The organism is Winogradskyella ouciana (genome assembly GCF_009709615.1).
Taxonomy (GTDB): Bacteria; Bacteroidota; Bacteroidia; order Flavobacteriales; family Flavobacteriaceae; genus Winogradskyella; species Winogradskyella ouciana.
This window is the reverse complement of the sequence record NZ_WJYA01000003.1, coordinates 190,730-216,944: the sequence shown is the minus strand read 5'-3', so window position 1 is coordinate 216,944 and position 26,215 is coordinate 190,730. Positions and strand designations below refer to the sequence as shown.

Here is a 26,215-nt window from a genome sequence, read left to right as displayed (position 1 = left end):
GACAATAAGAGCTATTAATTAAATCAATATCTATAGACAAGTATCCCTAATTGTCTATTACAATCTTTATTTTTTATGAAATTTGAATTACGAAAATCAAAGGTTTTACGCGCTTTATTAATTGTAGTACTGTTTCTTTTATTGGGTAATCTTTTTGCAGTGTATTTAAGATTCAATACCGAAGGGATGGACAGTAAAGTTACAAGGCTAATGATAAAGCTATTGGACTTTAACCTTGAAGCCAATTTACCAACGTATTTTTCTTCTTTAACATTAATGTTTAATGGTTTTCTATTGGCGCTTATTGGATTTACGCATAAGAAGTTAGGTCAAAAATTCTGGCATTGGTTGGGCTTATCTGCCATATTTATCTTTTTGGCATTTGATGAAATGATACAGATCCATGAGCAACTTCGTGCTCCGATGGAAGCCTTATTTAATACTTCTGGACTTTTATATTTTGCATGGTTTATTCCTTACTTAGCAGTTACCCTATTAATTTTCATCGCATACTTTAAATTTATGCTGCGCTTGCCAAAACACGTCTTAAAACTATTTATTATTGCTGGTGTTTTATATGTTGGAGGTGCTGTTGGTTTGGAAATGTTAGGAGGATGGCACGCAGAAATACATTCGGAATATACATTCACTTATGCAATGATGTATTCTTTTGAAGAATTATTGGAAATGTCTGGTGCAGTAGTCTTTTTCTACGCCTTGCTAACCTACATCACGACAAGCTTTGAATCTTGTGTGGTGACCTGGAAGAAAGATTAAAACATACTTTATGAAACAAAAATGCGCCCTTTTTTCAAAGGGCGCTTTTTATTAATTTAAATTCTATTATCGAAGTTCTGCACCAAGCTTACTCTCAAAGTTAGATTGCAACTTGTTCATAATCTTATCAATCTGCTTATCGGTAAGCGTTTTGTTTTCATCCTGAAGTGTAAAACTCACTGCATAGCTCTTTTTACCAGCAGGTAGATTTTTGCCTTCATACACATCAAATAAGTTCACGCTTTTAAGCAATTGCTTTTCGGTTTGCTTGGCGATGGTGTGGATATCTTCAAAATTTGCACTGTTATCTAGAAGTAAGGCGAAATCACGACGTACTTCAGGATATTTAGGAATAGCTGTGAACTTTATTTTGTTGTGCTGAGCCATGTCTAAAACATTATCCCAATTAAAATCGGCAAACAATACGTTTTGTGAAATTCCAAAATGCTTCAATACTGATTTTTTGACCAGACCAAAATCAACTAGCTTCTTTTTACCGAGCGATAAGCTCATACCTTCACTTAAAATATCAGACTTGGTTGGTGCCGATTTTATACGATTTAATCCTAGTCGTTGTAAAATCGCTTCAACCGTTCCTTTTAAATAAAAGAAATCACTTGGGCTCGCAACGGAATTCCAGCGTTCTTCAGTTTTATTTCCTGTGACAAATAAGGATAGATGCTTGTTTTCTTCTCGTTCTTCTGAATACTGATGATAGGTTTTGCCAAATTCAAACAACTTTAAATCGTTACGTTTTCTATTGATGTTATGAGACACAGCCTCCAACCCAGAAAATAATAAAGATTGACGCATCACTTCCAAATCGTTACTCAACGGATTCAGCATATGTACACTATGGTCGGCATTTAAGTCATCACTCAATTCCACATATTTAGGTGAGGTGAGTGAGTTTGCCATAATCTCAAAAAAGCCTTGGGAAGCCAATTGATTACCAATAACATTCTGAACTTTATAATCTTCAAAACGCGACGAGTTTGAAATAGAGGCATTCAGTTTTTCTGTAGTACCTACATTGTTGTAACCATAGACCCTAAGGATTTCCTCGATAATATCAGCTTCGCGCTGTACATCATTTCTGTAAGCGGGAACGGTTAATCCCAAACCAGCCTCAGTTACATTATTGACTTTTATGTCTAAAGAAGTTAAAATGCTCTTTATAGTTTCTCTAGGAATTTCTTCACCGATCAACTTCTTGGCATTATCAAAACTCAAGCGCACCTGAAAATCCTCAATTTTATTTGGGTATGCATCCGAAATATCGCTACTTATTTCACCACCTGCAATTTCCGTTATCATTAAAGCAGCACGCTTTAAGGCATACTCGGTAATGTTCGGGTCGATACCTCTTTCAAATCTAAAGGACGCATCGGTATTTAAGCCATGGCGTTTTGCTGTTTTTCTAACACTTACAGGATCAAAATAAGCACTCTCCAAGAAAATATTGGTGGTACTTTCCGTAACACCAGAATCAATACCTCCAAAAACACCAGCAATACACATCGGTTTTTCAGCATCGCAAATCATCAGATCATCTTCGTGTAATTCCCTCACTACTTCATCTAGAGTAGTGAATTTGGTACCTGCTTTACAGGTTTTTACTTCAATTTTATTTCCTGAAATCTTATGTGCGTCAAAGGCATGTAACGGTTGCCCAAGTTCATGCAACACATAGTTAGTAATATCTACAATATTGTTGATAGGTGATAAGCCAATAGACTTTAAGCGATGCTGTATCCAATCGGGAGAGGCTTCAACTTTAACGCCAGAAATGGTAACACCACAATAACGCGGACATTTTTCTTTGTCTTTTACCTCCACATCGATTTTAAGCGATCTGGCATCAACATGAAAAGAACTTACCGAAGGCGTAATTAACTCCACGGCAATTTCCTTTTGTAATAATCCTGCTTTTACATCACGTGCTACACCATAATGACTCATGGCATCAGCACGGTTTGGCGTTAGGCCTATTTCAAAAACATCGTCATTTTCAATATTAAAGATGTCTGCTGCAGCAGTTCCAACTTTAATTTTAGGATCCAATACCATAATACCATCGTGCGATTCGCCAAGACCTAATTCGTCCTCAGCGCAAATCATACCATGACTTTCCTCACCACGAATCTTACCTTTTTTAATCTTCCAGGCTTCACCTTCAGCAGTGTATAACGTTGTTCCAATGGTCGCGACAGGAACTTTTTGCCCAGCTGCTACATTGGGTGCGCCACAAACAATTTGTAATGGTGCGTCATCTCCAATGTTTACGGTAGTGATTTTAAGTCGGTCTGCATTTGGGTGTTGCTCGCAGGTTAAGACTTCGCCAACAATAATACCTTCCAATCCGCCTTTTACGGATTCGTAGCGTTCAATACCTTCAATTTCCAAGCCGAGATCGGTGAGTAGTTCTCCCGTTTTCTCAGCTTCCCAATTTATCTTTATAAACTGTTTTAACCAGTTGTATGATATCTTCATAGTCTTAATTCAATGAAGCCACAAAGATAGCAATAGTTGAATGTTAATGAAATTGTACTTTGTTTTTTTATCTAAGGACATTGTTATAATTTCGGACTTTATAGAAAACGCATTGTTATGAAAAAATTAATGGTATTGCTTTTGGTCGTTTCACTTTGGAATTGTGAAGAACAGAAAACACCAAGATATTTAGAAACAGGAACCTATAGAGCGGTGTTAGATGTTCAGGATGGTGAGGAATTGCCCTTTATTTTTGAAGTGGAATCTAAGGACAAATTGAAAATCTTTAATGCTGAAGAAATTATTGAAGTGGATGAAATAGAATACAGAAACGATTCTATTTTTATTAAAGCACCAGTATTTGAAGGCTATATCGCTGCGACGTTTGAAAATAAAAACCTAAAAGGCAGTTTTATTAAGGAAAGTTTGGATCGTGTCGTGCCATTTTCTGCGGAATATGATAATGACAATCGATTTGAAACTACACAAGAACCATCGCAAGACGTTACAGGAACTTGGGAAACCGTGTTCAGTAAAGACATAGAGGGTGATGAGTACATTGCCAAAGGCATCTTTAAACAAGAAGAAGGAAAAGTCACAGGAACATTCAGAACCACAACAGGCGATTACCGTTTTCTCGAAGGTGTTATGGACGGCAACACCATGAAACTCTCCACCTTTGATTGTGCACATGCCTTTTTATTTACGGCTAAAGTCTCGGACTCTACCATGGAAGGCACCTTCTATTCTGGTAACCATTGGAAAGAACCGTTTGTAGCAAAGCGCAATGCCGATTTTGAATTGCCAAGTGCGAATGACTTAACCTTTTTAAAGGATGGCTACGATAGTTTGGATTTTTCATTCCCAGACGAAGACGGCAATATGGTGTCGTTGAGCGATGAGCGTTTTAATAATAAAGTAGTCATTGTACAGATTATGGGCACCTGGTGTCCTAACTGTTTGGATGAAAGTAAATACTACACCAAATACTATCAGGCCAATGCCGAACGCGGATTGGAAATTGTAGCCTTGGCTTTTGAATATGCCAAAACCGAGGACCAAGCCTTTGAAAGTATTAAACGTTTGCGAGACAAGTTAGACATTGCCTATCCCATTCTTCTGGCACAATATGGCACTTCTGATAAGGCCAAAGCACAAGAAAAATTACCGATGCTCAACCATGTGCTGTCATACCCAACTTCAATTTTTATTGATAAAACGGGTAAGGTGCGTAAAATTCATACAGGATTTAACGGTCCTGCAACTGGTGAAAAGTATGAGGAATTTAAAACGGAATTTAAAAGTTTTGTTGGTGGGTTGTTGGTGGAAAAAGACTAAAGTAGTTATTGATTTTGCCATTTCAACCATATTTCACTTAAATCAACACCAGTAGAACTAGATAATATCGTTTCGATTTCGTGGTATTCAAAAGCTCGAACATTTTCTTTGGTCCAATTTAAAAGTCCAATTAGAGCATCCTTAAATGTCTTTTCGTTGTTAGTTGCTTTTTTAATTTCAACATCCATTTCATATGCCATCAATGCTCCTCTGGAGAATAAGTTTCTACCTATATTAAAATCCCCTGAATATTGACTAGACCCAAGTTGAGATAATTCCTTTAAAGATTTCTCTTTTATATAAATAGGTGCATGCTCAATAATTTGCTCAAAAAGATCAATGGTCTTTGGTGAGTTGGTGACAATTGAAGAGACATACCAAATAAAGCCTTCATTCAGCCAAATGGTTTCTATTATTGGTGCAGAACCCCAATCAAAAGGACGATACCCTTTACCGTAAGACCTTAAAGGAATCCAGGAATGACCCATATGATGAACCATACTAAAAATATTGGCTTTTGGGTCGTATGTGGTTATAGCTGAAGCCATTGTTGCACTTGCCGTCATACTATTCATATGCTCCATTAAAAATCCGTAGGTATGTTCTTCACTGTAGGGTTTTAAAAATTCATAACACATGGTGTAATGTGGCATTGGTATATACCCAAAATAATTAGAAAGGCCTTGGAGGCTTAACAAACCTCTTCTACCAATTTCTTCAAGGTTAATTTCTCCTTCTGCATAGGCTGCTACATAAAGTGGGATTTCTGCATCATGTACTTTTAAAACCTGAACATCATTTCCAAAAAGATATTGAGCATCAGCTAATTCCGCATAATTTGAAACCGGAAGAGTGATTTCACTTTCCATGCTAGTTGACGGTTTTAAGGTAGTGAAAATAGGCCATTGTACATCACTTTTCAAGGTCAGGTGAATTGGTCTGTCCTCGTAACCTGCGATGGTTGCAAAAACAGAATATCCCAATAAGCCTAAATAGTTTTCTCTAATTTTTGAACTAGCAAAACCACCTTTTAACTCAGCTTCCATTTTAGTAATATTCACATCATAAGAAACTTGAGTAATGTTAGCTTCCTTTCTAAAAAAGAGAATTGACCCACGACCTCTTTGCCCTTGTATTGTTGTACCATTTGTGGTTATAGCTTTAATATTCTCGATAAAGCTCGGGTAATCTGTTATTTCATAAGTTCCGGGAGCACTACGTGGAATTAATAGGTAATGATCTCTGGTGTTAATAGAATCTAACTGAATGGTTACGGTTACATTTTTTGTCTGTTTATTATGAAGCAGTGTGTATTTTAAAATATCATTTTGGGCTTCTGAAAGTAGCCCAATGAAAGTGAATAAAAAGGATAGTATATATTTCATGAAGCTGACGGTTTAGGCAATGGTTTCGTTACGGAATGGTACGCGAGTATCATTCCGCCGTAACCATAAATTTAGCAAAAAGGCTTGAAATTCCGAGTGGATTCAGACATAGTCGAACCCGCCTTAATTGCGGTTATACATTGTTGTAGGCAGTATTTTATGCTCCAACTTGCCGTACCCAATCACGAATATAAGTCCCAATTCTTGCTAAATCTTGTTCGGACAATTCTCCACTATGCATTATTACATTCCGAGAACGTTCCAAAGTTTTTATTATTTGTTGAGCCCATTCAAGAGATATAATATGAGGCTCAAAAAATTCCCAATTATCACCCATCATAATCGATACTAAATCACCAAACTCTGTATAATTGATATAATCATCACCTCTTTGTGTGTGCCAACGAATTTTGTCCTCTTCTTCCTTTCTTTTTAAAGCTTTATCTCTTATTCTTTTTTTTACGCAGTCATTCCACCAATTAGTTCCTTTTTCTTCGAGTAAAACTTTAGTAACAAAATCTCTTACCATATTTTCAAAAGCACAAATTGCAACATAAACAAAAGACATTCTCTTCGCCTTTACGACAAAATCTACTTCAAGCTCATCAATACATAAAAGTTTATTAAGTTTTTCTTCTTCAACTTCCAATTTAGAGCAATCGTTGGCTTCCGTGGACTCCAAAGCCTGTTTTGTAAGTAAACCACGAAATGCAAATGAATATAATGGGTCATCTTTCATAATAGGTGCTCTTTTAAGCTTTTGAAAATTGCATCATAGACAGCAATGTCTTTTGTTTCAGGCAAATGTATTTGAATATTATAATGCATTTCAGTTGTTATATTCTTGTTTACAATTTCTCCAATTTGTTGTCTTCTTTCATCAAGGTCTTGGTCCGATTCGTATTCAAAATTGGATTCGTCATTATCGCTTGGGACTAATGAAGCTACATTGAAGTCGGCATTATCAGCTAGTGCTTTGAAGGTTTTAGCCATTAAATCAAGAACATTATCTGATTTTGCTCCTTGTGTCAAAGTCCGAAATTTATTTTTCACTTCGGTTTTTGTCATTTTGTGAGCTTCTTTATTTAATGAATATAAGTCCGAATAGGCTTCCATTATTTGTTTTCCAAGAATTTTGGAAGTTTGAGTTCTGTCAATGAATTCAAAGTATGTTTTATTTGGAACTCCCGAACCATCTAAAAGTCCCAAGTCTTTGAACAATTTCAAATACAAACGGTCATTAGTACTTTTAAATCCCAAGTTCTTTAAAAATGCTAATGTAAATTTAGTAGGTGCTTGAGCTTTAGTAACAGCCTCAATTACTGATTTTAAGTTCTTTGTTGTTACAAGGTAACTCTCTGGTAATGCCATATTCTGTTTGTTTTTATATTGCCTACAACTCGTACATAACTCTGCATATACGTTTCTATTACCGAATATAAGAATTTATTAAAAAACCCTAGGCGATAAAGCCCTAATTAAAAATAACTTAATAACATTTTTACTGATTTGTTATGGCTTACAGCTGCACATAACTCACCATCAAACTCTGTATAACAAACAACACCACAAAAGGAATAAACAAATACCCAACAACATCTCTGGCCTGTATTTTTATGCCTTTGCCCATTACAGGGAAAACAATCAGCAAAAAGAAGGGTTGTAACAAATTGCTCAGACTTTCACCATAAGCCACAGACATGGAGGCTCTGGCAATCATGGCTGTTACTTCGGTATGTGAGAGGTTAGCGCCAAGTTCTTGTACCATGTTAATAATACTTGGGCCAATCACGGCAAACTCACCACCTGCTGAAGGAATCGCAAAATTAATAACCCCTCCTGTGAGATAGGATATAAACGCATAGGATTCTGGCGTAGCTATAGAAACCAAAACATTAGAAATTTTTTCTCCCAAACCAGAGGCCATCATAATACCCATAATACCTGCATAAAAGGGATATTGAAACAAGATGCCAGAGATATTGGAGCTGGCGCGTTTCATGGCAATGCTGTAGCGCATCGGAGTGATGTGTAATAGCATGCCAACAATCAAGAATATAAAAATCATGATGTTAAAGTTGAGGTCAAAACCCTTGGTCGCAAAATGATAGACAATATAAATCACTCCCAAAAGTGCCACGCTAATCTGTAACCAACCAGCATTGTTAAGTGCGTCAGAAACCGCTTTAAATGGTAACTTATAAGATAAGGCTTCCGCTTTTACCGTGTTTTCTTCATCATCCAAAGTCGTTTGCAAGTCCTTGAGTTCTTTGCCTTCAAAGGATTTTGGAATCAATAGCCAAATCAAAATGGGAGCGACGACCACAAATAACACAATCATGGCGAGGTTGAGACCAGAACCCAAACTGTAACTCGTAGAAATGGTGTCATTAAGGACTCCGCTTTCAATTAAAAAATTGTTTTCCGTATTCAGCAACAGCGCAATGGAACTCGACAATCCACAAACCCAGCCATTAAAAGAAAAATAGACACAAGCCACTAAAAAAGGGTAGTGGATGCCTTTGATACGTAAGGCGAGTTCGCGTCCTAAAATCGCGGTAACGACCACCATACCAAAACTAATCAACGATAGTAATGAGCCAAGGGCAATAATGATAAGATAAACTTGTGTGGGTGTTTTAATCCATTTGGCCAATTGGTCAATGCCTTTTTTTACTAAAGGTGATTGTGCAATACAATAGGCTGTTATAATAATTAAAACAATTTGCATACCAAAGGATAGTAGGTTCCAGAAGCCGTTGTACCAACCTTCTAGAACTTGTATGGGCTTACTCTCTGTAAATAGTAAAGCAAAAATACCAGTCAATAAAGTTAAGATCAGCGCAAAAACATAAGCGCTGGGCATGTACTTGGTAAAGCCGTCGGTAAATTTTTGGCCGAGTTTGGTTAGCATGGTGACGTTGGTTATTGGACTAAAATAAAATTTTGTTATGACGTAGCAAACACATCGATTAATTAATATGAGTTAAGATTTAATCCTTTATGACTAAGCATTGCTTTAGTTGTCAGTTATATTTGGAAAGAACCAAAACAATTATATTATGTCATTATTAACAATTATACTGAATATATTATTACCACCATTAGCCGTATTTCTTAAACACGGTTTAGGAACCACATTTTTAATCAGCGTACTACTCACCTTATTGGCTTGGTTGCCAGGTGTGATTCATGCATTTATAGTTAACGGATAATAATGGAGAACGTATTAGTAGCAGGTGCCAATGGTACCACCGGAAAACAGATCGTTAAACTTTTAAAATCCTCTCAATATTTCAATCCCATCGCTATGGTGAGAAAGGAAGACCAGCAAGAGCAATTTAAGAACGACGGAGTGGATACTGTTCTGGCGGATTTAACCGAGAATTTAACGCATGCCGTCAACAACGTCGATAAAGTGGTGTTTGCAGCAGGCTCTGGAGGAAAAAATGTCGTTGAAGTAGACCAGGAAGGTGCTAAGCGCTTAATGGCAGTTTCAAAAATGGCGAATGTCAACCGATTTGTGATGTTGAGTTCTATGGGAGCCGACAATCCTGAAGCGGCTGAAGATTTAAAAGATTATTTAAAAGCCAAACAAAATGCCGATGAGCATTTGAGGGATAGTGGTCTAAAATATACCATCGTACGACCAGGAACTTTAAATAATTCCGATGGAAAGGGAAAAATTGAACTGAAAGAAAAATTAAATAAGGATGGTGAAATCAGTAGGGCAGATGTGGCTCAAACCTTAGTTAGAGCCTTGCATGATGATGCTCCCTATAATGTGACTTTCGAAATTCTAGAAGGTGATACAGGTATTGGAGATGCCATGAATAATCTAAATGCAACTGTCAATTAGGTTTACCCTATATGTGAATGGTGAATGACGAATGACGAATAATGAACTAAAACGAATAACGAATTTAAAAACAGAAAACAAAATGGAAAATTTAAATAAAAAAACAGTTGCCATATTAGCAACAAACGGATTTGAAGAAAGCGAATTAAGAGAACCAAAAAAAGCCTTGGAAGACGCAGGAGCCGATGTGCATATTGTATCATTGGAGTCTGGGGAAATCAAAGGTTGGAACGATGGTAATTGGAGCAACTCATATAAAGTAGATAAAACTTTAAGTGAAGTGAACCAACAAGATTACAACGCTTTGGTGTTGCCAGGCGGACAGATTAATCCAGATGTATTGCGTAAAGATAAAAACGCAGTAGCCTTTGTAAGATCATTCTTTGAAGCGCATAAACCTGTTGCAGCGATTTGCCACGCACCTTGGTTATTGGCGGAAGCTGGAGTCATAGAAGGAAGAAAAGTAACCTCTTATGACTCTATAAAAACAGACTTAATTAACGCAGGTGCCAATTGGGTAGATGAAGAAGTTGTGGTCGATGAAGGATTGGTAACCAGTAGAAATCCTAATGATTTACCAGCATTCAATGCCAAATTGGTAGAAGAAGTCTACGAAGGTAAACACGAAGAACAAACCGCGTAATTACGCATGATTAATAGCTTTAAAAAGGTGCTTTTTAGCACCTTTTTTTATGTCTTAACGATACGTTAATTAACAGAATATCAGTACGCTTTAACAACTCTCTAACAAGCTTGCTTTTATTATGGGAGTAATTTGTGGTGTACAAAATTTGTATTTCATCAAGAAAAACATGTACAGTTATGTTTTAAAGGTCTGGTCGTTGTTGGTGCCAGGCCTTTTTTTCTTGTCCTAAACTCGTTTAAGATTATTTTGTGTCATCCTGAACTCGTTTCAGGATCTAGCTTAAGATTGAAGAACTAACTAATATAATTCCAAATATTACGATACTTGCTCATTTGCCTGTAGGTGTTCAAAATCACCTTATGCTCTGGCAACGCCAAACTTGGATCTAACTTTAAAACCGTTTTAGCATAATATCGAGACTGCTCTAAAATGTCCTTGTCTTTTACTACATCTGCAATCCGAAGATTTAAAACACCACTTTGTTGTGTGCCCATTATATCGCCAGGTCCACGTAATTTTAAATCCACTTCAGCAATTTCAAAACCGTCACTACTGCGTACCATGGTTTCTAATCGTGTTTTACTATCCTGACTCAGTTTATGGCTGGTCATTAAAATACAATAACTCTGTTCTGCACCACGACCAACACGGCCGCGCAATTGGTGCAACTGCGACAAACCGAAACGTTCGGCACTTTCAATCACCATTACAGATGCGTTAGGAACGTTAACGCCAACTTCAATTACAGTAGTAGCCACCATAATATTAGTTTTGCCTTCTGCAAAGCGTTGCATTTCATAATCCTTATCAGCCGCTTTCATTTTACCGTGAACTATGGAAATTTGATAATCTGGCATTGGGAATTCGCGCGAAATACTTTCATAGCCATCCATCAAATCTTTATAATCCAAGGCCTCACTTTCTTGAATTAATGGATAGACCACATAAATCTGTCTGCCTTTGGCGATTTCATCCTTCATGAATTTAAAAACCTTCAGTCGATTGTTGTCATATCGATGTACGGTTTTTATTGGTTTTCTACCTGCAGGTAATTCGTCAATTACCGAGATATCCAAGTCGCCATAAACTGACATGGCCAAGGTTCTTGGAATTGGAGTTGCGGTCATCACAAGAACATTCGGAGGCAATTCATTTTTGTGCCACAATTTAGACCTTTGTTTAACTCCAAATCGATGTTGCTCGTCTATAATCGCGAGCCCTAAATTCTTAAATTTCACCTTATCTTCGAGTAGGGCATGAGTGCCAACTAGAATCTGTAAATTGCCATTTTCGAGATTTTCGTGGATTTCTCGTCGTTCTGAAGTTTTACTTGATCCAGTTAATAATGAAATACTGATATTCAATTTATTACACCACTCTTGTAATCCGTTGTAGTGTTGGACTGACAAAATTTCAGTCGGTGCCATTAGACAACATTGAAAACCGTTGTCAAGTCCCATGAGCATTGACATAAATGCAACTATGGTTTTTCCTGAACCTACATCTCCTTGTAAAAGTCGGTTCATCTGCGCATTGCTGCCTAAATCCGATCGAATTTCCTTCAAAACACGTTTCTGTGCATTGGTCAATTCGAAGGGTAAATGGTCGTTGTAAAAGGTGTTGAAGTAATCTCCGACTTTATCAAAAATCAGACCTTTAATTTTGGATTTATGGATGAGATTTTTCAGAATTAATTGCAGTTGAATGTAAAATAATTCTTCAAATTTCAATCGAAATTGTGCTCTCGAAAGTAGCTCTGGAGACTTCGGAAAATGCACATTAAAAAGTGCGTCGGATTTTGACACTAATTTCAATTCGCCTCTAATGGAATCGGATAAGGTTTCTACAAACTTGCCTTTGGTTTCCAGAAATAATTGTTGCATAATTTTAGAAACGACTCTGTTGCTGATGCCTTTATTGGATAATTTTTCAGTCGAAGGGTAAATGGCCTGCATAGCTGAGCGCAGATTGCTTTCATGCTCGGATTGCAATTCGATCTCAGGATGTGGCATGCTATATTTACCACTAAACCAGTTGGTTTTACCAAAAATCACATAGGGTTGACCAACTTTTAAGCTCTCTCTAATCCATTTTTGTCCACGAAACCATACGAGTTCCATGACTCCTGTTTCATCTTTAAAATCAGCAACAAGCCGCTTGCCGCGTTTCTGCGCGACTTCTCTAAAACCAGTGATAGTGCCAATAACCTGAACTTCGGCATTGTTGCGTTGTAGCTGGTTGATCTTATAGTATTTAGTACGATCGATATAACGATTGGGAAAAAGATTAATAAGATCTTGGTAGGTGTGAATACCCAACTCTGACCGCAATAAATCCGCTCGGTTTGGGCCAACGCCTTTGAGGTAATCTATAGGTGTTTGGAGGTTCACACTCATAATTGCGAATTTAATTAATTCCTGCGAAGAAAAGAATCACTTTGGGATGTCATTCAGAGCGCAGCGAAGAATCTCACGTTTTAGGTTCCTGCCTTCGCAGTAATGGCAGAAAATTGTATTTTGGTCTTATTCTTGTTTACAATTTAATATGAAAAGAATATTTGTTGTTTTAACCTTTTTCGTCACGAGCATGGCCTTTGCCCAGCAAAAGGATTATGTGGATTTTAAAAGTGCTAGTGCTTTTTTAGGTTTTGTCCCAGATTCATCTATGGTTTTTGGTAAGGTTTGGTATAAGTTTGAGATATTGCAACCCACAGACTCTGTATATTTAGATGCTGTGAATATGGATGTCGAGAATGTTGAAATAAGAGTGAGAAATGAGAATCCAAAGCCGATTGATTTTAATGTAGATAACGATAAAATTTATTTTAAGTACTCTTTTGAAGAAAGCGAAACTTACACGGTCTATTTTGATTACGAGGCTTATCCGAAAAAAGCACTATACTTTTTAAAGCGCAATAATGATTGGCAAATCTGGACACAAGGCCAAGGTAAATACACAAGTAACTGGTTTCCGAGCATTGATGATGTCAATGATAAAATTGTTTTCAACTTAGGGTTGGTGGACTGTGAAGGGAATACTTTTTTGTCTAACGGAGTACAATCTTTAAGTATTCCTTTGCCAGATAATTGTGTTAAGTATCATTACAACATGCAAAAACCCATGTCCAGTTATCTGTTGGCTGTTGCCATCGGCAAATACAACAAAAAAACAGAAACCTCTAAAAGTGGTATTCCACTAGAATATTACTATTACCCAGAAGATTCACTAAAAGTTGAGCCTACTTACCGTTACTCTAAACGAATGTTCGATTTTCTGGAAAAAGAAATCGGCTTTGCTTATCCGTGGCAAAACTATAAGCAAGTGCCAGTACACGATTTTCTCTACGCTGGTATGGAAAACACGAGTTGTACCATTTTCTCAGATGCCTTTGTTGTGGATTCCATTGGGTTTAACGATAGAAATTACATCAACGTTAATGCGCATGAGCTAGCGCATCAATGGTTTGGTAATTTGGTAACGGCAACGTCTGGTGAGCACCATTGGCTGCAAGAAGGTTTCGCCACCTATTATGCCTTATTAGCTGAGCGCGATATATTTGATGATAACCATTTTTACTTAAAACTATTGAATTCTGCCATAGATTTGGGTAAACAGGATATTGCTGGTAGTGGGACTTCGCTTCTAAATCCTAAATCGAGCAGTCTCACCTTTTATCAACGTGGGGCTTGGGTGTTGCATGCCTTACGAAGCAAAGTGGGTGATGAGGTGTTTAAACAAGCAGTAAAAAACTATTTAGAAAAGCATCAATTTGACAACGTAGAAACTTCAGATTTTATTTCTGAAGTTGAGCGCTTGTATGGTAAATCGCTATCAGGTTTTGTGAATCAGTGGATAAAACAAAAAGACTTTCCTGTGGATGCAGCTTTCGACCTTTTCAAAAATCAATCTACTTACATAAACGAGTATCTAATGGTAGATTGTCAGGCAAAGTCTTCCAAATGCGCTGAGTATCTCAAATATTATGTTTCTGAAGAAGCTAAGGTGAAAATTATTTCCCAGGCACCAGAACTGGTGACTTCAGACACGTTTAAGCATGGTTTAAAAGTGCGTCAGGCCATTTCAAAATATGTGACTCAGATTCCAAAGGAATTAAAGGAAGATTATGAAACATTGCTCGATGATAAATCCTATATCACCATCGAAAATGCATTGTACAATCTTTGGACTAATTTCCCTGAAGAGCGTGCCAAATACCTGTCTAAAACAAGAAATATCCATGGCTTTAGCGATAAGAATGTTCGATTACTATGGTTGGTTCTAAATCTAAACACACCGTTTTACCAAGCAGATAATAAGCAGGGACTTTATGAAGAATTGGTCAGTTATACGGATGAAAAACACAATGCTGATTTACGAATCAATGCTTTTCAGTATTTGGATTTGATAAAATCGTGCAATGACAAATGCCTTTCAAATTTAGAGCAAGCAAAATCACATCATAATTGGAGATTGGTTAAGTTTGCAAAACAAATGTCTGAACAACTTCAACAAAATAAAAATTAATGCGAGCACTAGTTATATCTGGAGGCGGAAGTAAGGGCTCTTTCGCTGGTGGAGTAGCGCAGTTTCTTATGGGGCGCGAAAAGCGTGAATACGATATGTTTTTAGGAACATCTACAGGAAGCTTGCTCGTTCCGCATTTGGCGGTCAATGATATATCAAAACTCTATGATATTTTCACAAATGTTCGGCAACAAGATATCTTTAGTGTGAGTCCTTTTGTGCAGCGCAAAAAAGGAGATAGAGAGTTTGTGTCTATTGATTTTGTGAATTCCATGTGGCAATTCATTAGAATGAAACGGACTTTTGGTGAGAGTAAAGCATTGCGACGAAATATTAGGGCAAACTTTACCAGGGAAGAGTATGAAAAGATAAAAGCAACAAAGCACGATGTGGTCGTTACGGTCTCTAATCTTTCCATGAATAGAGTGGAGTATAAGTCCATCCAAGACTGTACTTACGAGGAATTTTGTAACTGGATTTGGATTTCGTGCAACTATATCCCTTTTATGTCTTTGGCCAAAGTGGACGGTTATGAATATGCAGACGGAGGATTAGGCTGTGTAATACCGATTAGGGAAGCTATCCAGAGAGGAGCTACAGAGGTTGATGCTGTGGTATTGGAAGCTGAAAGCATGGGGAAGCAACGCGTATTGGGTAAAAATCCGTTTTCATTAATGATGAATTTATTCGGGCACCTGCTCGATCAGGTAGAGCGCAATGACATTCTTATTGGAAAGTTGGCGGCAAAGAATAAAAATGTAAAACTTAATTTGTACTACACGCCCACAAGCTTAACGGAAAACTCGTTAATCTTTAGTAAGCGACTGATGGAAAAATGGTGGCAACAAGGTTATGATTATGCCGAGAAACGACATGGTAAGTGATCTGAATTATTGTGTTAGCTGTTAATTGCTTCGTCAATTGGTTTATTTGTGTATTTGTTTGATAACTTTCCTAACATCTAACTACCACAACTCTCCAACTTCCTCTTTAATAAATGAAAGTGCTGCTTTACTAGGTGAAGATTTGTCCATAAGTTCGGTTAAAATAACTTCACGCAACTTGTTTGCTGTATCTGTTTTGTCGTTCATTGTTGACTTTCTAATCAACTGAATAGTGGCATTTTTTGCAGCTATAATAATGTTCCAGCATTGGTCACTTACATAGATTTGCTGCGATAAATTGTGCTCAAATTCCTGTTCAATGGTTGCTATAAGTAAGTTTTCATAATCCTCTTTATTTGAAGATGTTGGGTTAACTCTAGTCAGTAATTTTGAAGGTGCAATACGCTCTAAGAAAAGCGACATACGTTCATAGGCCTGAAGTCGAATCGGAAAGGCTTCTTTCTGCAAATCTTTAGTGATTAAAAAGTTACGTCGATTGTTTTCATTCTCTGTATGTTCTTTAAAAAACATATAAGCAATTGCACCCGTTACCAAAGCAGGAATGGTGTACATTAAAAGGTCTATAAGTTGTTGTTCCATTGTATAATTTTGTTTAGTTGTTTAGTTGTTTAGTTGTTTAGTCGTTTAGTCGTTTAGTCGTTTAGTCGTTTAGTCGTTTAGTTGTTTGGTTGTTTGGTTGTTTGGTCGTTTGGTTTTTCCTTATTCCTATTTACAGCCTACTGTTTACTGCTTACTGAAGACTGAATACTACTCTTCCCGCCAAGATACTCACAATCCTTTAAATGTTGCATGGATTTAAATGGCACTGGTGTTTTTTTGTATTTATAAGTATGACTTAGTTCTTCTGAGAGATTATGATCATCGACATTGACATCAATATCATCCATGGTGAATTGGCAAGGGTGCTCATAACCTGAAGCATGTGTTATCTCAATCAGTTCCTTTCTAAACGTTTTAAAATATTGCGCTAGCCGTTCAGATTTTAAAGGAATGTCAATACCACGTTGCAACCATTTGCTTTGTGTAGCGACACCACTTGGACAACGATTGGTATGGCAAATCTGAGCCTGAATACAACCAATACTCATCATAGCTTCTCGTGCCACATTCACGCAATCTGCTCCCATGGCAAAAGCCATGGCTGCTTTTGCTGGGAAACCGAGCTTTCCACTCCCGATAAAAATGATACGCTCCGTTAGTCCTTTTTTCTGAAATAAACTATACAAATCGCCAAACCCATAGACCCAAGGCAAGGATACATGGTCGGCAAAACTCGGAGGTGCTGCACCTGTACCGCCTTCACCACCATCTACGGAAATAAAGTCTGGTCCTTTTCCTGTTCTAATCATGGTATCAGCAAGTTCTTCCCATTGTTCTAGTTTACCGATAGCGGCTTTTATGCCTACAGGCAAGCCTGTTTCTTCTGCTATGGCTTCGATAAAATCCACCATTTCATTTACAGTTGAAAACGCACTGTGGTTTGGTGGTGACAATACGGTTTTACCAACTTCCACACCTCGTATATCTGCAATTTCTTGGCTGATTTTTGCACCTGGTAAAACACCACCTTTACCAGGTTTTGCACCTTGAGATAATTTAATTTCTATAGCACGAACATAAGGGTGATCTTCAACCAGTTTCTTCATTTTTTCCATGGAAAAACTTCCATCTTTTGCCCTTACTCCAAAGTAACCTGTCCCAAAATGAAAGACGACATCGCCTCCATGGCAATGGTAAGGTGAGAGTCCGCCTTCTCCCGTGTTATGGTAGGCTCCTGCGAGCTTTACGCCTTTGTTCATAGATTCTACAGCTCTTGCGGACAATGACCCAAAACTCATGGCAGATATATTTATAACAGACGCTGGGCGATACGGCTTACGTCTTTTGTTGAATTCTCCCATAACCTTAGCACAAGGTAAAAAGGTTTTGTCAATGGCATTAGGATGGTCGGCTTCAATCTTAAAAGGAAACATAGCATTGTTGACAAAAATATGCTGGTGTGCATAGATATCTCTATCTGTTCCGAAGCCTTCGTAATTATTTTCGTTTTTGGAAGACGCATACACCCAACTGCGTTCTATGCGGTTAAAAGGTAGTTCCTCTCTATTGTTTGCCACAAAATATTGACGGATTTCTGGACCAATACCTTCAAATAAATAGCGAATACGACCAATGACAGGAAAGTTATGTCGGATGGTGTGCTTTCGTTGTAAAATATCTTGAATTGCAATGATTGCTATGATAATAAGTATCCAAGCCCACCAAGGAATTGTGCCTAAAAAATCTAAAATGGAATCCATTGAAATATTTAAAAAAGTAAAGATATTTAAAATTAATTGTTACCAAAACAATGAAACTTTATCTTTATAAGATGAAGCGTAATCACAAAAAGAAAATAATTATCATAAGTGTCATAGTGGTTTTGGCTATAGCATTGCCATTTATTGGTAATCTCATAATAGAAAACAAAATCACAACACTAATAAATAACTTACCAAAACATATCAATGTAGAATACTCTGATATTGACGCAAGCATGCTGTCGGGTAATTTAGAATTAGAGTCACCTCAGATAAAGGTCAAAGGCGAAACGACGGATAGCATAATCTTCTCTGTAGAACTGGATAAATTTGAAATAAACGATCTTAGCTATTGGGATTATATTTTTGACGATGAGCTCTCCATTGGTGCTATCAGTATTCAAAATGCAATTATTAAGTACAGCTATAATCCTTTGATTGAAAATAAGAGTTATAGCTCTAATATCTTCGATAAAATTAAAAATAACATAAAGGTTGAAAAGATTTCAGTTGCAAACTCTGATGTATTGGTCACAAATTTTAAAACAGATTCGACCATTTTAAGTTTACCACAATTTAATTTCGAATTTAAAGGTTTTGGTATCAATCCTGAGAGCGAAAAAAAGCGAGTTCCTTTTACGTATAAAAGTTTTGATCTTGAAGGGAAAAATCTAAAATGGGCTGTTAATGACTATGAAAACTTAACCATAGAATCATTGAATGTCGCAGACTCTAGTGCTGTTTTTAAAGACTTTGGATTAAAAACTAAATATTCTAAGCAGCAGTTGTCAGATATATTAAAGGATGAAAGGGATCATTTTGATGTCAAAATAAAACAACTGAATTTGCAACATCTCGATTTAGGTTATAATGCTGAAGACAATCTTTATTGTATTTCAGAAAAGGTAAAGGTCATTCAGCCTAACGCAGAAATCTATAGAGACAAGCTTGTTGCTGATGACCTTACTGAAAAGCCTTTATACAGTAAAATGCTCAGAAATTTAAATTTCAATTTAGGGTTGGATGAAGTGGTGCTAGAAAATGGATATTTGAAATATTCAGAAAAAATGAATGCCGATAGCAAAGCAGGAACGTTGGAGTTTAAAGACTTAAAGGCATCCATAACAAATTTAGGGAATACCTATAGTGAAAAAGACACAAGGATTAATGTGAATTCATTATTCATGGAAACATCAACTATGGAGGTGGATTGGAGCTTTAAAGTTCAGGATACTACAGATCGATTTGTTTTTAAAACGGATTTAGACAGAATCCAAGCCGAAGAAATGAACCAGTTTACTGGGCCTAATCTAAATACACAATTTGAGGGTGTTTTAGAGCAAACTTATTTTACTATAAGCGGAAACCCATACACTTCAATTGTTGACCTTAAGGTGAGATATGATGATTTTAAGGTCATAGCTTTAAAAGAAAATGGTAAAGACAAAAAAACACTTTTATCTGGCATCATCAACCTACTTGTGTCTAATGACAGTGAAAACAAATCAAATGATTTTAGGAATAGTGATACAGAACAAGTAGAGCGCGATGTCACCAAATCTATTTTCAATTTCGTTTGGCTGAATATTCAGGATGGTTTAAAATCTGCTATGGTAGGCGACGGCAAACGAGAAAAGGACTATTGATTGTTTAAATAATCCAAAGTCAATTGTGTAAATGCTTTTACACCAAGCAACATACCGCTTTCATCAATCTTAAAATCAGGTGTATGGTGCGGAAAAGCACCTTTTGATTCTTCATTCGGTGTCATACCTCCTAAAAAGAAATATATGCCAGGAACCACTTCTTGGAAATAAGAAAAATCTTCACCACCAGTTGTGGCTTTCATGAGTTTTACATTGTCACTTCCAGCAACTTCTTGCAATGACGGTAACATTTTATCTGTCAACTCAGGGTCGTTGTATGTGATTGATGTTTGGTTTCTAAATGAAATGGTTGCCTCGCCACCATAAGCTTTAGCGATGGTTTCTGTCATTTCTTTCATACGTCTTTCAATCATTGAGCGCATTTCTGGATCTAAGGTTCTTACAGTACCGATTAATTCTGCGGTTTCAGGTATAATGTTAAAACGTGTACCCGCAGTAATCTTGCCAACAGTAATCACAGCGGCCTCTTCAGTAAGTTTAGCTTCCCTACTTATAATGGTTTGTAGACCATCAATAATCTTTGCCGAAATCATAATCGGATCCACACCAGACCAAGGTTGAGAACCATGGGTTTGTTTTCCTTTTACGTTAATCACGAAGCGTTCTACGGAGGCCATGATACCGCCTTTTTTGTATTTTATGGTTCCGACTGGAGTGCCTGCATTTATATGCAAACCAAAAATGGCATCTACTTTAGGATTTTCTAAAACCCCTTCTTTTATCATCAGTTTTGCTCCTCCTTCTTCACCAGGAGGTGGTCCTTCTTCTGCAGGTTGAAAAATAAATTTTACAGTGCCTTTTATTTTGTCTTTATGTTTAGACAGGACTTCCGCTGTTGCCATTAAAATGGCGATATGTGTGTCGTGTCCGCAAGCATGCATCACACCAGTTTCAGTGCCTAAAAAAGTAGTTTTTACTTCAGATTTAAACGGTAAATCGTTGCGCTCCGTTACAGGAAGTGCATCAATATCTGCTCTAAGCGCTACCACTTTACCAGGAAGGTCTCCTTTTAATAAACCCACAACACCAGTGATTGCTACTCCTGTTTCAACTTCTAAACCCAAGGATTTAAGATGTTCGGCAATTTTTTCTGCCGTCTTAAATTCTTGATTTGATAATTCTGGATTTTGATGGAAATGTCTGCGCCATTCAATAAGTTTGTCTTCAATGTTGGTAATATCTTGGTCTATAGTATTTTGGGCGAAAGAGAAAGAGCTTGCAAATAGCACTAATGCTAAAAAGGTTTTCATAAATTGAATTTTGCACTAAGATATTGAAATTTAGTTAAACAAAATTCTTGATATATTGTTTATAATTATTGATTCTAAAACATAGAAAAACCTATGACTATGCGTATTTTCACGGTTTGAAAAATTTAGTTTTGGAAAAGTACCTTAGTCAACTTAACGACGCTCAATTAGCACCAACATTACAGAAAGATGGCCCAATGATAATCATTGCTGGCGCAGGTTCTGGTAAAACGCGTGTTCTTACCTATCGTATTGCCTATTTGATGAGCCAAGGCGTAGATGCCTTCAATATTTTGGCGTTAACTTTTACCAATAAGGCGGCTCGCGAGATGAAAGGCAGAATTGCTGATATCGTCGGAGACAGCGAAGCCAAAAATCTTTGGATGGGAACTTTCCATTCCGTTTTTGCCAAGATTTTACGTTTTGAAGGCCATCACCTTGGCTTTCCGAGCAACTTCACTATTTACGATACACAAGATTCCCAAAAACTTTTAGGTTCCATTATCAAGGAAATGGGATTGGATAAGGATATTTATAAAACCAAACAGGTTTACAGCAGAATTTCTTCCTATAAAAACAGTTTGATTACGGTTAAGGCTTATTTCAACAATCCAGAATTAATGGAAGCTGATGCTATGGCTCGTCGTCCAAGAACGGGAGATATTTACAAGGAATATGTAGATCGCTGTTTTAAGGCAGGAGCTATGGATTTTGATGATTTATTGTTGCGAACCAATGAGCTGTTAACGCGTTTCCCGAATGTGTTGGCGCAATATCAGAACAAGTTCCGTTACATTTTGGTAGATGAGTATCAAGATACCAATCATTCTCAATACTTAATCGTTAGAGCACTTTCTGATCGTTTTCAAAATATATGCGTAGTAGGTGATGATGCACAGAGTATTTACGCTTTCCGTGGAGCGAACATTAATAATATTCTAAACTTTCAAAAAGATTATGACGATGTTAAAGTCTATCGGTTAGAACAGAATTATCGCTCTACAAAAAATATTGTTGGTGCAGCAAACTCAGTTATTGAACACAATAAAACCAAGCTCGATAAAATAGTTTGGACCGCTAATGTTGAAGGTGAAAAGGTTATTGTTCACCGTACTATGACTGATGGTGATGAAGGTCGTTATGTGGCTAGTACCATTTGGGAAACCAAAATGAACGAGCAATTGCCCAATAGCGATTTTGCCGTACTGTATCGTACCAACGCACAATCGCGTGCTATTGAAGATGCCTTAAGGAAACGTGATATTCCGTATAGAATTTATGGAGGTTTATCATTCTATCAACGCAAGGAAATTAAAGATATAACGGCTTACTTGCGTCTTATTTTAAATTCGGCAGATGAGGAGGCCTTAAAACGTGTCATTAACTATCCGGCAAGAGGAATAGGACAGACGACGGTAGATCGACTTGTTGTTGCTGCAAATGCTACAGGAAAGACTATTTACGAGGTGATGCAAAATATTGACACTGTTTCCATTAATATCAATAACGGTACAAAAAATAAGTTGAAGGATTTTGTGACGCTCATTGAAAGTTACAAGGTGATGAACCAAAATGCCAATGCTTTTGAATTGGCAGAGCATGTGACGAAGTCCAGTGGTTTAATCAGGGAATTGAACAAAGACGGTACACCAGAAGGCGTCACCAAAATGGACAACGTACAGGAATTATTGAACGGTATCAAGGATTTTGTTGAAGGTCAGGTTGAAGTTGCCGATAGCACAGGGTCTTTGGCTGAGTTTTTAGAAGATGTGGCTTTGGCAACCGATTTGGATGGTGATAAAGGCGACCCAAACCATGTGGCATTAATGACCATTCACTTAGCAAAAGGATTGGAGTTCCCTCATGTATTTATTGTTGGTATGGAAGAGGATTTGTTTCCAAGTGCCATGAGCATGAATACACGAAGTGAACTGGAAGAAGAACGACGTTTATTCTACGTGGCTTTAACCAGAGCTGAAAAACAAGCTTATCTTACTTATACGGTTTCGCGTTATCGTTGGGGAAAATTGATCGATGCAGAGCCTAGCCGATTTATTGAAGAAATTGATGACAAGTTTGTTAACAATACAACACCAATGAAAGAGCAACGGTTTAACCCAATGCTCGATGCTTCAATCTTTGGTGATATTGAACCTAATAAAATCAGGTTTGCAAAACCAAAGTCGCCAAAGTTTAAGAAAAAGGATACTAAAAAGAAACCTGAAAACTTTAAAATCAGTACTCCAAAGAAATTGAAACCTGTGAGTCAATCCAACGGAGCTTCAAATTTGTTTGATACTAAGCTTACCGTAGGTAACAAAGTAAACCATCAACGTTTTGGTAGGGGAGAAGTTCTTAAAATTGAAGGTGCTGGAGGTGACCTAAAAGCTGAGATTAAGTTTGAAAATGGTGCCACCAAGAAACTACTTTTACGATTTGCTAAGTTGGAGATTATTGGGTAATTTTCATAATCTTATAAAAGACAGTTAGATACAAACAATTTTACATCATGAAAAAATTAATCCTTTTACTCGTGTTTCTACAAATAGGTGTTTGTTTTGCTCAACGCCCTAATGGAGGACGTAGAGGTAATCCCAATGCAGGACAAGCCACTGCTGGTAGAGAAATGCCAAAGTTTGAATCTATAAAAGTGGCTGGTATTCTTGAATATGATGCAAAAAAAGTGGCCAAAAAACTAAAGATTAAAAAAAATGATTCTATAGCGGACGATGTAAGAGCCCATATTGAAACGTATAATTCAAAAATAGATAAAATAAAAACTGAAAATAAAGACCTTTTTGAAGGTTTGGATATTGTTGTTAACCAAAATATGGAAGCGGCAACTAAGAATAGAAATAGGGAGTTAATGCAGGAAACAAGAAAGATGATTGAGGAAAAACTCAAGCCTGTTAGAGACGATATAAAAACACATCAAGATAGCTTAGATGCATCATTAGAAACTGTTTTATCAGAAGAGCAGTACTCAAAATGGTTAGATTACAAGGAGTCTGAATTAAAAAAATTAATGCCTAAACGAAGAGGTAATGATGCCAGAAACCGACCAGATAATTTAAACGGACGCTCTGGGAGAAGACGCGGTTAGTTACTTTACCATACACACAGAATTGATGTTACCGTCGTAATCGTACTCTTTTACACTGTTTGCTGGATCGGTAATCCATTTGCCATCCACAATGAATTTGTAATGGTATTTTCCACCAGATAGCTTTTGGTCAAATACCCAACAGCCATCTACTTTTTTCATTTTAAACTTGTTCTCAGACCAATTGTTAAAGTCTGCGCTTAAAATTACGGTCTCAGCATCCTGATAGTCACAAAGTCTAAAAGTCACGTTCTTTTGAACGTCAATAACAGAGTTGTAGCCATCATATTCATTTTCAACTTTTGAAGGGTTATGCGGATCAGTAATCCAAAGTCCGTCTACAATAAACTTATACTGATATATATCTGGGCGCAATTGCAAGGTAACTTCCCAGCCATCATCCGTAGGTTTCATCTTAAAACCTGTTTCGTCCCATCTATTAAATGTCCCACTGAGAATGACCTTTTCGGCATCTTTGTGGCCCTTTAATTTAAATGAGACATTGCCATAGTCTGTGGCAAAAGTGCTATATAGCTTCAGGTTGTATGCACCATAATACCAACCGTCATCAGATTTTGCATCGGTAATATTATTAAATGCTCTAGAAGGTTCAGCCCAATGTTTGCTGTTGACGATAAACTTAAATTCCCAATCAAAGTCTGAGGTAAAGTCAGATAGGTCTTTTTTTAGTGTATAAATGGAATCGTTTACCTTGTTCATTTTCCATTGGTCTTTTGCCCAATTGTTGAATTCGCCCGAAACAAAAACATCATCTACGGTATCACCATTATTTTCAATATTGGGATAATCCTTTACATTAAAAATAAAAGTAACCACCTTCCCTTGTATGTCATAACCTTTCTTGGTATTGTTCTGCGCAACGATACCCAAAGCGGACATTAGAAAAACAAAATAAACGATATGTTGTTTTATTAATTTCAAGGTTTTATAACGGGATATTTTATAAAATAAAGCTTCCTTTTTTTATAGTTGATAATTGTTCTTTTCTGGGCAAAAAATTCAAACCCTAACACACCATCTAGTTGTACGCCAAATGCACTTTTCATATGTTTTAGGTCTGTAAGTACGGTTTTCATTGGGCCAAAGTAAATGGAATCGTTCAATTTTACTCTGTACAATTTCCCTGCCAAAACCTTAGCTTTTTTTCCACTGGCACCTGTAAGTTTCAATTCTTTGCTAGGATAAAAATAGTCTAAAATTTCTGAATCCAAATTTTTGTTAAGCTGGTTGTATTCGGCAGCCGTATCTAGGCCAAACTTTACTTTTTTATCTGCAACATAGGCGTCAATGACAATAGTATGCTGCTTTAATTTAAAATCAATACTATCATTAATGGTTTCTGCATAAACTTTATCCGAAAGCCGATTTCCTTGTTTATCAGTTTTAGTTAGTGTAATCTGATTTAAGTGTAAATCAATAAAGACTTCAAAATCTTTTAATACACTATAGCCAATGATGCCTAACAGTTCAATTTTTTTGGTTTTTTCAATGTGTGAAAGATCAATAACATCAGCATTGAGTTGTTCTAAGCTCAAATCTTTAATGCTCAGTTCATCAAGGTGTTTTTCTTTTACATTTTCGATAGTGTTATGTACTCCGCTTTTAGACTTTCCATCATCTCTGTGTTTTCTGGTAGGTTTAAAATGAACGCTGTTGAGTATCAATGTTTCCGAACCTGTATCTATGATAAAATTACCTTCTTGATCGAGCAATTCTACTTCCACTATAATAAGTTGGTCAATAACCTTAAAGGGAATCCGTGTTGTTGAAGCATTGATGATTTCAGCTTTTGAAAAAATAATGGGAGGTTTTGCTTCTGGAGGAACATTTTCAGTAGCAAAAAGATTCACTGTGATGAGCAGTGAAATTATGATTTTGATTGATTGATGATACATACTATATAGACTAAAAACCTAGCCTATATGTTACAGAAATTTAAGGTTTTAA

The 26,215-nt window shown here is 36.8% G+C and carries 21 protein-coding genes; 10 read left to right on the top strand and 11 right to left on the bottom strand.

What is annotated here, in order from left to right; all coding sequences use genetic code 11:
- Positions 1 to 75: 75 nt before the first annotated feature.
- A complete protein-coding gene (locus F1003_RS03820) occupies positions 76 to 777 on the top strand; it encodes a DUF8692 domain-containing protein (RefSeq protein ID WP_155087888.1) in 702 nt (233 codons plus the stop codon).
- A gap of 66 nt (positions 778 to 843) precedes the next feature.
- On the opposite strand, the gene pheT is transcribed toward F1003_RS03820, so the two are convergent.
- The gene (pheT, locus tag F1003_RS03815) at positions 844 to 3,270 is read right to left on the bottom strand and encodes a phenylalanine--tRNA ligase subunit beta (RefSeq protein WP_155087887.1); all 2,427 of its coding nucleotides are present in this window, start codon (positions 3,268 to 3,270) and stop codon (positions 844 to 846) included.
- A gap of 117 nt (positions 3,271 to 3,387) precedes the next feature.
- On the opposite strand from pheT, the gene F1003_RS03810 reads away from it, so the two are divergent.
- Entirely contained in the window at positions 3,388 to 4,608 is a 1,221-nt protein-coding gene (locus F1003_RS03810; protein WP_155087886.1) for a peroxiredoxin family protein, read from the top strand.
- Positions 4,609 to 4,613: 5 nt separating this feature from the next.
- Here the strand turns inward: F1003_RS03810 and F1003_RS03805 are convergent, their stop codons facing one another.
- From F1003_RS03805 to F1003_RS03790, 4 genes are all read right to left on the bottom strand, one after another.
- Positions 4,614 to 5,993 carry a M61 family metallopeptidase gene (locus F1003_RS03805; RefSeq protein ID WP_155087885.1) on the bottom strand — a complete coding sequence of 460 codons (1,380 nt, stop codon included), beginning with the start codon at positions 5,991 to 5,993 and terminating at the stop codon, positions 4,614 to 4,616.
- Between the two features lie 157 nt (positions 5,994 to 6,150).
- Entirely contained in the window at positions 6,151 to 6,732 is a 582-nt protein-coding gene (locus F1003_RS03800) for a Swt1 family HEPN domain-containing protein (RefSeq protein WP_155087884.1), read from the bottom strand.
- Positions 6,729 to 7,364, bottom strand: coding sequence for a DUF5343 domain-containing protein (locus tag F1003_RS03795; protein WP_155087883.1), 636 nt, complete (start codon positions 7,362 to 7,364; stop codon positions 6,729 to 6,731). The genes F1003_RS03800 and F1003_RS03795 overlap by 4 nt, the downstream gene beginning before the upstream one ends.
- 148 nt (positions 7,365 to 7,512) lie before the next feature.
- Complete coding sequence (locus F1003_RS03790) at positions 7,513 to 8,907, bottom strand: short-chain fatty acid transporter (protein WP_155087882.1); 1,395 nt, start codon at positions 8,905 to 8,907, stop codon at positions 7,513 to 7,515.
- A gap of 148 nt (positions 8,908 to 9,055) precedes the next feature.
- Between F1003_RS03790 and F1003_RS03785 the strand changes: the two genes are divergently transcribed.
- From F1003_RS03785 to F1003_RS03775, 3 genes are all read left to right on the top strand, one after another.
- The gene (locus F1003_RS03785; protein ID WP_155087881.1) at positions 9,056 to 9,208 is read left to right on the top strand and encodes a YqaE/Pmp3 family membrane protein; all 153 of its coding nucleotides are present in this window, start codon (positions 9,056 to 9,058) and stop codon (positions 9,206 to 9,208) included.
- A gap of 2 nt (positions 9,209 to 9,210) precedes the next feature.
- Positions 9,211 to 9,852 (top strand): SDR family oxidoreductase, encoded by a 642-nt coding sequence (locus F1003_RS03780; RefSeq protein WP_155087880.1) that lies wholly within the window; start codon positions 9,211 to 9,213, stop codon positions 9,850 to 9,852.
- Between the two features lie 82 nt (positions 9,853 to 9,934).
- On the top strand, positions 9,935 to 10,495 hold the full coding sequence (locus F1003_RS03775; RefSeq protein ID WP_155087879.1) for a type 1 glutamine amidotransferase domain-containing protein: 561 nt from the start codon (positions 9,935 to 9,937) through the stop codon (positions 10,493 to 10,495).
- A gap of 296 nt (positions 10,496 to 10,791) precedes the next feature.
- Here F1003_RS03775 and recG read toward each other — a convergent pair whose 3' ends face one another.
- On the bottom strand, positions 10,792 to 12,894 hold the full coding sequence (gene recG / locus F1003_RS03770; RefSeq protein ID WP_155087878.1) for an ATP-dependent DNA helicase RecG: 2,103 nt from the start codon (positions 12,892 to 12,894) through the stop codon (positions 10,792 to 10,794).
- Between the two features lie 148 nt (positions 12,895 to 13,042).
- Here recG and F1003_RS03765 point away from each other — a divergent pair, with 148 nt between their 5' ends.
- Together F1003_RS03765 and F1003_RS03760 are read left to right on the top strand one after the other, a co-directional pair.
- Positions 13,043 to 15,022, top strand: coding sequence for a M1 family metallopeptidase (locus F1003_RS03765; protein WP_155087877.1), 1,980 nt, complete (start codon positions 13,043 to 13,045; stop codon positions 15,020 to 15,022).
- A complete protein-coding gene (locus tag F1003_RS03760; RefSeq protein ID WP_155087876.1) occupies positions 15,022 to 15,906 on the top strand; it encodes a patatin-like phospholipase family protein in 885 nt (294 codons plus the stop codon). The genes F1003_RS03765 and F1003_RS03760 overlap by 1 nt, the downstream gene beginning before the upstream one ends.
- A gap of 81 nt (positions 15,907 to 15,987) precedes the next feature.
- Here the strand turns inward: F1003_RS03760 and F1003_RS03755 are convergent, their stop codons facing one another.
- Together F1003_RS03755 and F1003_RS03750 are read right to left on the bottom strand one after the other, a co-directional pair.
- Positions 15,988 to 16,506, bottom strand: a complete 519-nt coding sequence (locus F1003_RS03755) for a DUF7935 family protein (protein WP_155087875.1) — start codon at positions 16,504 to 16,506, stop codon at positions 15,988 to 15,990.
- A 137-nt stretch (positions 16,507 to 16,643) separates the two neighbouring features.
- Positions 16,644 to 18,227 (bottom strand): FMN-binding glutamate synthase family protein, encoded by a 1,584-nt coding sequence (locus tag F1003_RS03750; protein WP_155087874.1) that lies wholly within the window; start codon positions 18,225 to 18,227, stop codon positions 16,644 to 16,646.
- Between the two features lie 50 nt (positions 18,228 to 18,277).
- Between F1003_RS03750 and F1003_RS03745 the strand changes: the two genes are divergently transcribed.
- Positions 18,278 to 19,873 (top strand): hypothetical protein, encoded by a 1,596-nt coding sequence (locus F1003_RS03745; protein ID WP_155087873.1) that lies wholly within the window; start codon positions 18,278 to 18,280, stop codon positions 19,871 to 19,873.
- Here the strand turns inward: F1003_RS03745 and F1003_RS03740 are convergent.
- A complete protein-coding gene (locus F1003_RS03740; RefSeq protein ID WP_155087872.1) occupies positions 19,867 to 21,144 on the bottom strand; it encodes a M20 family metallopeptidase in 1,278 nt (425 codons plus the stop codon). The genes F1003_RS03745 and F1003_RS03740 overlap by 7 nt on opposite strands.
- A gap of 131 nt (positions 21,145 to 21,275) precedes the next feature.
- Here F1003_RS03740 and F1003_RS03735 point away from each other — a divergent pair, with 131 nt between their 5' ends.
- Positions 21,276 to 23,606, top strand: a complete 2,331-nt coding sequence (locus tag F1003_RS03735) for an ATP-dependent helicase (RefSeq protein ID WP_155087871.1) — start codon at positions 21,276 to 21,278, stop codon at positions 23,604 to 23,606.
- 47 nt (positions 23,607 to 23,653) lie between these two features.
- Positions 23,654 to 24,247: a hypothetical protein gene (locus tag F1003_RS03730; RefSeq protein WP_155087870.1), complete on the top strand. Its 594-nt coding sequence runs from the start codon at positions 23,654 to 23,656 to the stop codon at positions 24,245 to 24,247.
- Here F1003_RS03730 and F1003_RS03725 read toward each other — a convergent pair whose 3' ends face one another.
- Both F1003_RS03725 and F1003_RS03720 read right to left on the bottom strand, forming a co-directional pair.
- Positions 24,248 to 25,189, bottom strand: a complete 942-nt coding sequence (locus F1003_RS03725; RefSeq protein WP_155087869.1) for an early set domain-containing protein — start codon at positions 25,187 to 25,189, stop codon at positions 24,248 to 24,250.
- Positions 25,186 to 26,163 carry an aspartyl protease family protein gene (locus F1003_RS03720; RefSeq protein ID WP_155087868.1) on the bottom strand — a complete coding sequence of 326 codons (978 nt, stop codon included), beginning with the start codon at positions 26,161 to 26,163 and terminating at the stop codon, positions 25,186 to 25,188. The genes F1003_RS03725 and F1003_RS03720 overlap by 4 nt, the downstream gene beginning before the upstream one ends.
- Between the last annotated feature and the right edge of the window lie 52 nt (positions 26,164 to 26,215).

Coding starts and splice junctions, on each gene's coding strand:
- F1003_RS03820 (WP_155087888.1), top strand. CDS start 76: ATGAAATTTGAATTACGAAAATCAAAGGTTTTACGCGCTTTATTAATT.
- pheT (WP_155087887.1), bottom strand. CDS start 3,270: ATGAAGATATCATACAACTGGTTAAAACAGTTTATAAAGATAAATTGG.
- F1003_RS03810 (WP_155087886.1), top strand. CDS start 3,388: ATGAAAAAATTAATGGTATTGCTTTTGGTCGTTTCACTTTGGAATTGT.
- F1003_RS03805 (WP_155087885.1), bottom strand. CDS start 5,993: ATGAAATATATACTATCCTTTTTATTCACTTTCATTGGGCTACTTTCA.
- F1003_RS03800 (WP_155087884.1), bottom strand. CDS start 6,732: ATGAAAGATGACCCATTATATTCATTTGCATTTCGTGGTTTACTTACA.
- F1003_RS03795 (WP_155087883.1), bottom strand. CDS start 7,364: ATGGCATTACCAGAGAGTTACCTTGTAACAACAAAGAACTTAAAATCA.
- F1003_RS03790 (WP_155087882.1), bottom strand. CDS start 8,907: ATGCTAACCAAACTCGGCCAAAAATTTACCGACGGCTTTACCAAGTAC.
- F1003_RS03785 (WP_155087881.1), top strand. CDS start 9,056: ATGTCATTATTAACAATTATACTGAATATATTATTACCACCATTAGCC.
- F1003_RS03780 (WP_155087880.1), top strand. CDS start 9,211: ATGGAGAACGTATTAGTAGCAGGTGCCAATGGTACCACCGGAAAACAG.
- F1003_RS03775 (WP_155087879.1), top strand. CDS start 9,935: ATGGAAAATTTAAATAAAAAAACAGTTGCCATATTAGCAACAAACGGA.
- recG (WP_155087878.1), bottom strand. CDS start 12,894: ATGAGTGTGAACCTCCAAACACCTATAGATTACCTCAAAGGCGTTGGC.
- F1003_RS03765 (WP_155087877.1), top strand. CDS start 13,043: ATGAAAAGAATATTTGTTGTTTTAACCTTTTTCGTCACGAGCATGGCC.
- F1003_RS03760 (WP_155087876.1), top strand. CDS start 15,022: ATGCGAGCACTAGTTATATCTGGAGGCGGAAGTAAGGGCTCTTTCGCT.
- F1003_RS03755 (WP_155087875.1), bottom strand. CDS start 16,506: ATGGAACAACAACTTATAGACCTTTTAATGTACACCATTCCTGCTTTG.
- F1003_RS03750 (WP_155087874.1), bottom strand. CDS start 18,227: ATGGATTCCATTTTAGATTTTTTAGGCACAATTCCTTGGTGGGCTTGG.
- F1003_RS03745 (WP_155087873.1), top strand. CDS start 18,278: ATGAAACTTTATCTTTATAAGATGAAGCGTAATCACAAAAAGAAAATA.
- F1003_RS03740 (WP_155087872.1), bottom strand. CDS start 21,144: ATGAAAACCTTTTTAGCATTAGTGCTATTTGCAAGCTCTTTCTCTTTC.
- F1003_RS03730 (WP_155087870.1), top strand. CDS start 23,654: ATGAAAAAATTAATCCTTTTACTCGTGTTTCTACAAATAGGTGTTTGT.
- F1003_RS03720 (WP_155087868.1), bottom strand. CDS start 26,163: ATGTATCATCAATCAATCAAAATCATAATTTCACTGCTCATCACAGTG.